This window comes from Streptomyces sp. NPDC004561 (assembly GCF_053602155.1).
Genome location: NZ_JBSGDB010000454.1, coordinates 1 through 7,058 on the forward strand (window position 1 = coordinate 1; position 7,058 = coordinate 7,058).

The 7,058-nt window shown below is 73.0% G+C and carries 3 protein-coding genes and 3 pseudogenes; 2 read left to right on the forward strand and 4 right to left on the reverse strand.

Annotation, left to right across the window (positions count from 1 at the left end; translation table 11 throughout):
* Window positions 1-485 (reverse strand): annotated as a pseudogene (locus tag ACWEN3_RS37525) (hypothetical protein); the annotation flags it as partial.
* Between the two features lie 858 nt (window positions 486-1,343).
* Here ACWEN3_RS37525 and ACWEN3_RS37530 point away from each other — a divergent pair.
* Window positions 1,344-2,633 (forward strand): PP2C family protein-serine/threonine phosphatase, encoded by a 1,290-nt coding sequence (locus ACWEN3_RS37530; RefSeq protein ID WP_452980528.1) that lies wholly within the window; start codon window positions 1,344-1,346, stop codon window positions 2,631-2,633.
* 758 nt (window positions 2,634-3,391) lie between these two features.
* On the opposite strand, the pseudogene ACWEN3_RS37535 reads toward ACWEN3_RS37530, so the two are convergent.
* The 3 genes and pseudogenes from ACWEN3_RS37535 to ACWEN3_RS37545 form a co-directional block, all read right to left on the reverse strand.
* Window positions 3,392-3,486: pseudogene (locus ACWEN3_RS37535) on the reverse strand.
* 166 nt (window positions 3,487-3,652) lie between these two features.
* A pseudogene (locus tag ACWEN3_RS37540) lies at window positions 3,653-4,030 on the reverse strand (PP2C family protein-serine/threonine phosphatase); the annotation flags it as partial.
* 63 nt (window positions 4,031-4,093) lie between these two features.
* The gene (locus tag ACWEN3_RS37545) at window positions 4,094-5,293 is read right to left on the reverse strand and encodes an RNA-guided endonuclease InsQ/TnpB family protein (RefSeq protein ID WP_452980531.1); all 1,200 of its coding nucleotides are present in this window, start codon (window positions 5,291-5,293) and stop codon (window positions 4,094-4,096) included.
* Window positions 5,294-5,792: 499 nt separating this feature from the next.
* Here ACWEN3_RS37545 and ACWEN3_RS37550 point away from each other — a divergent pair, with 499 nt between their 5' ends.
* Entirely contained in the window at window positions 5,793-6,278 is a 486-nt protein-coding gene (locus tag ACWEN3_RS37550) for a hypothetical protein (RefSeq protein WP_452980534.1), read from the forward strand.
* Window positions 6,279-7,058: the final 780 nt, after the last annotated feature.

Consider the following 7,058-nt stretch of genomic DNA (forward strand, 5'->3'; position numbering starts at 1 on the left):
GGGGTGACGGCCGTGACGGCGGTGGCGGTGGGGGTGACGGCCGTGACGGCGGTGGTGCCGTGGGGGCTGTGGGCTGTGGAGGTGTGGGCTGTGGAGGTGTGGGCTGTGGGGGTGTGGGCGGGCGTGGCGATGGTGGCGGAGGCGGGGCCGGCGGTACGTGGGCGGTCGGTGTGGCTTTCGGTGCCGTCGTCGCCGGCGGCCTGGGCGCCGGGGGTTTGGGCGGGGGAGGAGGCGGGGCGGCCGTCGTGGTGCCAGGCGTCGGCGGGGGCCGCCGGGTGCTGGACGCCGTCGGCTTCCGGGACGGGGTAGCCGTCGCCGTATGCGTGGGCGTGGGTGTGGGTGTCTGCGTCGCTTGCGGCGTGCGTGGCGGCGTGGGCTGTGTTAGGCCCGAGGGCGACGGGCGGGGCGTGCCGTGGTTCGACGTCACCAACGCCCAGATGCCGACCCCGATGAGGACGAGCACGGCGGCACCACCCGCGATCCACGGGGCTCGCCGGGGTGGACGCCGGTGACGGTTCATGGTTCTCACTGTCCGAAAGCGTCCGCGACGCTGCCACTCGGACTACTGGTGCCGGCCTGTCCCGACGGCGCCGAAAACGCCTCCCAAAACCGGTTCCGGCGCTGGGCCGTGGAGCACGCCAGGGCCGTATCGGCCGTACGAGAGGCCACTCGAGCCGGTTGCGTACCGGGACTGCGGGCGGGCCGCGCTCACCCCGCGGGAGCCCGGGCCGGCGATGTGCTCCAGCAGTATGACGAGCACGGCCGAGCCCGTACGGAATCAGCCACCCGGACGGAGGCCGCCGCACCCGCCCCCGACACCCGCCCCTGCCCCTCCTTGATCCCGACCCGCCTGCCCACGGCTTCGGCCGCGCCCCGGCGCCTTGCACCGTCTGCCGTTGCGCTTCGCCTCCCGCCACCCTCCCGCCGCGCCTCGTCCCCGATCCCGCCGTCGGGCCGGGCGAGACCCCCCAACAGCCCAACAGCCCAACCGCCCCCACCGCCTACCGAAAAGCAGGAAGCCACAAGCCGCCCCCGCCCCCGCCTCCACCTCCGGCCCCGGCCCGCCTCACCCCGGCCGGGCATCACGCTCGCCCTCGCCGCCGTACGACGCCCATCCCTGAGCAGCCGCACGCCGCCCCGAAGCCGCACATCACCCCCGAGGCCCCCATACGGCCCCGACAAGCCGCGCACCGACAGCCCCGACGAGTTCCGTGGCCTCTTTTTCCCGAGCCGCTGCCCGCAGTGCAGGCGCGCTCTGGAGTGTGAAGCCGTGGGCTGGCGGGTTTTGTCGTGCGGGGGCGTGGTTCTCGTAGTGCCGTGGCGATGACCGGAGGTGGACGGTGATGGCAGGCAACGGTGAGAAACGCCGGACGATGCTCGCCGATCTGCTGCGTGCCAGCCACCTCCTGCCGGTGGAGTCGCTGCCGGCGAAGGCATCCGAGTGCGCGCGCGCCGCCGGTTTCCGCCAGGTGCTGATCTACGTGTCGGACCTGCAGCGCACCACCCTGCGCCTGCTGTCCGGGGAGGAGACGGCGGGCCACGGGCATGAGGCGGAGCTGCACATCGAGGGGACGGTCGCCGGGCGTGCCTTCCAGTACGGCGAGATCCTGCCCGCCGCGCAGGCGGGGGAGGACGTGTTCGAGTGGTGGGTGCCGCTGCTGGACGGCACGGAACGTATCGGCCTGCTGCGGGTGAGCGCGCTGCGCAACGATGCCGAGGCCCGTACGGACATGGAGGCGCTGGCCGCGCTCATCGCGTTGATCCTCGTGAGCAAGCGGCCGACCAGCGATGTGCTGGCCAAGGCGGTGCGTGCGCAGCCGATGAGCCTGGCGGCGGAGATGCAGTGGAACCTGCTGCCGCCGCGGACCTACGCGGACGCGCGGGTGGCGATCTCCGCGTCCCTGGAACCGGCCTACAACATCAGCGGTGACGTCTTCGAGTACGCCGTCGACGGCGCCCTGGTCCATCTGGCGATCTTCGACGCGATGGGCCACGACACGGCCGCGGGCCTGTGCGGGACACTCGCGCTGGGCGCCTACCGCAACGCCCGCCGGCAGGGCGCCGACCTCGTCGGCAGGGCCGAGGCCGTCGAAGCGGCCCTGCTCGAGCAGTACGACCACCGCCGCTACGCCACCGGCATCCTGGCCACGCTGGACACCCGCACCGGCATCCTGCAGTGGGTCAACCGCGGCCACCATCCGCCGATCGTCATCCGCGACAACCGCTGGACCACCCGCCTGGCCTGCCCGCCGGCCCACCCCATGGGCACCGATCTGGGGCTGCCCTGCACCGTGTGCCAGGAGCACCTCCAGCCGGGCGACCGCATCGTCCTGTACACCGACGGCATCACCGAGGCCCGCCGCCCCGGCGGCCGCGAGTTCGGCGTCGAGCGCTTCACCGACTTCCTCATCCGCCACCACGCCGACGGTCTGCCCGTCCCCGAGACCCTGCGCCGCCTCGTCCACGCCCTGCTCGACTACGACCAGGGCGGGCTGCAGGACGACGCCACCGTCTTGCTGTGCGAGTGGATCGGCCCGCACGTGGAGCCGGCCCGTGTGGCGGCCGACCTCGCCGGCCTGTCGACCACCGACTCCTGCGCTGGCGGCGAGCAGCCCGGGAGCAGCGTGCTCTGATCCCGCGCCGGCAGGCTGCGGGTCTTCCCCCGCGCCGTGCACCCTGATCCGTGCACCCTGATCCGTGCGGGCGGCGCCGTGCTGCGCGAGCCCTCGCCCGTCCTGTCCCGGGCCCCCGCATCCGTATCCGTGCATGACCGGCCCGCCGCCCGCCGCCCGCCGCCCGCCGCCCGCCGCGCGCCGAGTTCGCCGTCACCGTCTTCCGGGAGCCCGCCCCCAGGCCGTGCGCGTGCGGGTGAGCGGTGAAGTCGGCCGCGACGCGGGTGACGGCCTCGCCCGCCGCGGTCGTCGGGCAGCCGACGGGCGGCCGGGGGCTGCCGTGCGAGGTCCGCCCGGGCTTCAGCCGGCCGGCGTGGGTCGGCTCCTTGGGACTGTCCGCCCTGCTGATGACTGCCTGAGGCGGGACGGCGCTCTGGCCGGGGTGTGCGTCCTGTGACCGTGTCGGGCCGCGGGTGTCGTGCGGCCGCCCCGGGCCTTTTCGTCCGGGGCGGCCGTGTCGCTGCGGCAGCCGCTTGCCTCATGCCACAGCGACGGTCCCAGGCCGGCGGGCCTGCGCCGCGCACCACCATGCCCTCTCCGCGCAGTGCACGGCCGGCCCACGACCGACATGTCAGCGACTGGTAAGAAGCGGAAGCGGCACTCGGGGGCGGCGAGAACGGCCGGCGCAGCGCAGGCCGGCCGGACACCGGACACCGCCGGTCGCCGTGGGCACGAAAGGGGCGGGGCGGTGCCCCGGTCGAGCGGGGCACCGTCAGGGGCGGAGAGGGCAGGATTCGAACCTGCGTGGGCCCCGAGGGGCCCGACCGTGAGGCGTGCTCGCTGGTCCCCGATCAACCACTCCGGGCACCTCTCCTCGTTCCCGGCTCCGGGCTGGTGTTCCCTCGGCCGGTTCACAGGGAGAAGACTGCCAGGAGGCCCTGACGGGGCACTGACGGCCTTCTGACGCCCCGGCCTGCCCCAGGGGGCCGGGGGCCTCGGCGCTCGGCATCTTTGCGGGTGGATCTGCGGGGCGGGTGGGTCTACAGGCGGACGACGATCAGGGCGATGTCGTCGCGTCCGCCGTCGCGGACGCCGAGGCGGGTCAGGAGGGTGTCGGCGAGGGTTTCCGGGCTCAGGCGGGTGTGGCGGGCGAGGGTGTCGGTGAGGCGGTGCAGGCCGGCGTCGATGTCCTCGCCGCGGCGTTCGACGAGTCCGTCGGTGTAGAGGACCAGGGTGTCGCCGGGGGTGTAGGGCACGGTGGCCTCCGGGCGCGGGGCGTGGTCGACGGGGATGCCCAGCGGCGGGTCGGTGGCCTGGTCGAGCAGGACGACGGCGCCGTCCGCCCGGGCCAGTACGGGCGGGGGATGGCCGGCGCTGGTGTAGGTGATGCGCCGGCGGCGTGTGTCGATGACGGCCTTTCTCCGTCCGGTCCGAGGACGGGCGTGTTGGTGACTCCTCCCCCTAAAGGTGGGGGCTTCTCGCTATGCCGGTTGGGCTTCGCGACGGACCAGCCCGGCCCGTAGAACGTTGACGGCTCCCACCGTGTCAGCGTGCGCCTCGTGGCCGCAGGACTGACAGTGGAACGTCTCCTGGGTGGGCCGGTTCTCCGCTGAGACGTGCCCGCATTCGGGGCAGGTTCGGGAGGTGTTGCAGGGGTTCACGGCGATCACTTCCCGTCCGGCGCTCTCAGCCTTGGCGTGCGGGATCGTCAGGAACACCCCCCATCCGGCATCCGAGATCGAGTGGTTGAGTCCGGCCTTCGCCGCCGCTCCGTTGGGCAGGAAGCGGCCCGGCTGGTCGGGGTCGGGCCTGGGTGCGGGGGCCCGGCTCATGTTGCGGATCTTGAGGTCTTCGTGCGCGATGAAGTCGTGCTCCCGCACCAAGGCGAGGGCGGTCTTGTGTGCGTGGTCCAGGCGCCGGTGGCGGACCTTGCGGTGCTGCCGGGCCATCCTCTCCACGGCCTTGCGACGCCGTTTCGAACCGCGCTTGCACCGGGCGAGGGCCTGCTGCGCGGCCTGAAGCTTCGCGACGGATTTCGCTCCGTGGCGGGGGTTGGGCACGAAGGCGCCGTCGGAGGTGGCGAGGAAGTTGGCTATGCCCATGTCGATGCCGACCACCGCGCCGGTCGGCTCCAGCGGTTCGGGCCGGGCCTGCTCGGCGGTCAGGATCAGATACCAGCGCCTGCCCTCGCGCTTGACCGAGATCGTCTTGACCCTGCCGACCACCGGCCGGTGCTGGTGGACCTTGACGTGCCCGACGCCCTGGAGGCGCACGCGGGTGACGGGGTCGTGCGGGGTGGCGTCCCAGCGGCAGCCGTCGCCGTCCTTCGGGAACTCCACCGTGTCGAACCGCTTGGACGACCTAAAACGCGGATAGCCGGGCTTCTCACCGGCCTTGATGCGCCGGAAGAACGCGGTGAACGCCCTGTCCAGACGGCGCAAGGTCGCCTGCTGGGAGGAGAACGACCAGCGGCCCTGGCTCTGCGGATCGAACGTGCGGATGTCCTTGAGCTGGGCGGACTGCTGCCCGTACCGCACAGTCGTTTTGGAAGCGTGCCGCCAGGCGTCACGGCGTTCCTGCAACGCGGCGTTGTACAGCGAGCAGTGATCACGCAGCATCTCGGCGAGCGCACCCGCCTGGCCCGCAGTGGGCCGCATCAGGAACGTGTACGCACGGATCATCCAGCCCACCCCCCTCGGTCCTTGTCGTCAACGTAGTGCAGGCCACTGACGACGCAGCGAACTCCGCCGCTGCGCCGCTCCGCGCCAGGGGTGAGCCAACCCCGCCCTGAAGGACTGGGCTTGCGCTCAAGAGATCCGGTCAAGGACGGAACGGCGTCCTCTTCGGCGGCGGTTGCGGCGGTTGCGCAAACCGGAGTACTCCCTGGCGCGAGGGCGTTTCCTCCAACCATCGTGCACACCGGATGAAGACCGCCCGCGACGGGGAGCGCGGCACTGGACGCAAGATTGCGGGATCGGCCATGATCCCGGCGTGCACATACCGAGACGACACGTCGAGGCCCTCGCCGCAACCCTTCTGACGGCAGTGCTGGCCGGCTGCTCAGCGCCACGCTCCCAGCCCTCGCCGGCCGCCACGGCCCCGGCGGCTTCCTCTCCCTCGGCCCCCGCAACCCCCTCCCCGACCCGAAACGCACCCGCGTCCGGGGCGGGAGCACAGCTCATGGCCACCATCCTGCCGGTACCGGCAGGCGCGCATGCCTGGACCGACCGCAATGGCGCGCTGGACCTGGACGGCTTCGCCCACGGGCTCTTCAAGGCGGATGTCGTCTGGCGGGAGAAGGCCGTGCTCGTACGTCGGCGCTTCGTCGCGGCCGCGCGGCAGGGCTGGATCGGTAACGATGGGGGCCAGACCGACATCTTCCTCGTCCGGTTCACCGCACCCACCGGCGCCGAGAGCATGTACAAGTCCATGGCTCACACCTGGCAGACCAAGAGCACGCCACACCAGCGAACCTTCGCGGACCCCGCGGACCACGCCACCGGGTCCGTCATCAGCACCCTCGACAACCTCGGCAACGCCAGCGTCAAACTGATCAGCGTCCGCAACAACCTGTTCGTCTACATCCACTACTACACCGCCGCGACCCCCGACCGCCGCGGGGCGCAGAATCTCCTGCATCACCAACTCGACGCCCTCGACACGTAGCAGGCGATCCGTCGCCACCGCCGACGGCCAGGCGGGCGGGCAGTTTCCGGGCCCGGCATCAGGACGACCCGAGGGCCGTCGCAGGCAGCCAGGCCGGCGGATCCCGCGGTGCCACGGCGTCGCACCGGGGCCGGCCGTCCGCCTCCACCGTCCCCGCCGCTGGAAACAGCCCACGGGCCAGGGCCCCATCCGGCAACGCCCTGACGCTTGCGGGCTCGTGGAGATTCACCTGCGTCCGGTCCAAGACGCACCGCCGCGCCCTGGTGGAAGCAGCCGTCGGCGATGACCCGGCCGGGCCCTAGCCGGCGCACCGGACGCGAGCCGGGCTCGGCTCGCGGGGCGCGCAGCGTCACCGTGCTGCTGTACGCCCCGCGTTCTTGGCCGGCGGTGCCGGCGCCGCCGGCAGGCAGCGCTTCGCCCCGCCGGATGGCCGGCGGGGCGAAGCGGGTGTGGCCGGTGGCCGGCGCTCGGTGGTTACTTGGTGAAGGCGGCGACCCCGTTGGGGGTGCCCAGGCCCGTCGGGCCGTCGTAGCCCTTGCCCGCCTGGCACAGGTAGTTGCCGCAGGAGCCGTTGGAGCCGGCGGTGACGTCGTTCAGCTTGTCCGGGTGGGCGTAGGGGTAGGCGGCGGGGACGTCACCGCTGCCCGGGGCGCCGGCGAGGGCATAGACGCCGGCGATGAACGGCGCGGAGGCGCTGATCGACCGCTACCTGCGGCGGGGCATCGCCGAGCGGATGCTCGCGGGCGGCGAAGTGCTGTTCAAGCTCGACGAGGCCCAGGC